The sequence below is a fragment of the Hyphomicrobium sp. genome (genome assembly GCF_003987855.1).
Lineage (GTDB): Bacteria > Pseudomonadota > Alphaproteobacteria > Rhizobiales > Hyphomicrobiaceae > Hyphomicrobium_B.
This window is the reverse complement of sequence record NZ_RXIZ01000017.1, coordinates 1,952-2,303: the sequence shown is the minus strand read 5'-3', so window position 1 is coordinate 2,303 and position 352 is coordinate 1,952. Positions and strand designations below refer to the sequence as shown.

Below are 352 nucleotides of genomic sequence, written 5' to 3'. Positions count from 1 at the left end.
TCGAGGTGCCAAACGACGCCGTCGATATGGACTCTTGGGCGTCATCAGCCTGTTATCCCCGGCGTACCTTTTATCCGTTGAGCGATGGCCCTCTCACAAAGAACCACCGGATCACTATGGCCGTCTTTCGACTCTGCTCGACTTGTCAGTCTCGCAGTCAGGCGGGCTTATGCCATTGCACTCGACGGTTGATTTCCGACCAACCTGAGCCCACCTTCGCACGCCTCCGTTACGATTTAGGAGGCGACCGCCCCAGTCAAACTGCCCACCATGCGCTGTCCCGGATCCGGATAACGGACCGCGGTTAGACAACCATAATCACTAGGGTGGTATTTCACATTTCGGCTCCACC

The 352-nt window shown here is 56.8% G+C and carries 1 rRNA gene (only partly in view); it reads right to left on the bottom strand.

From position 1 onward, the window contains the following. Positions 1-352, bottom strand: a 23S ribosomal RNA gene (locus EKK30_RS16395) (it extends past both window edges: 269 nt to the left, 1,928 nt to the right).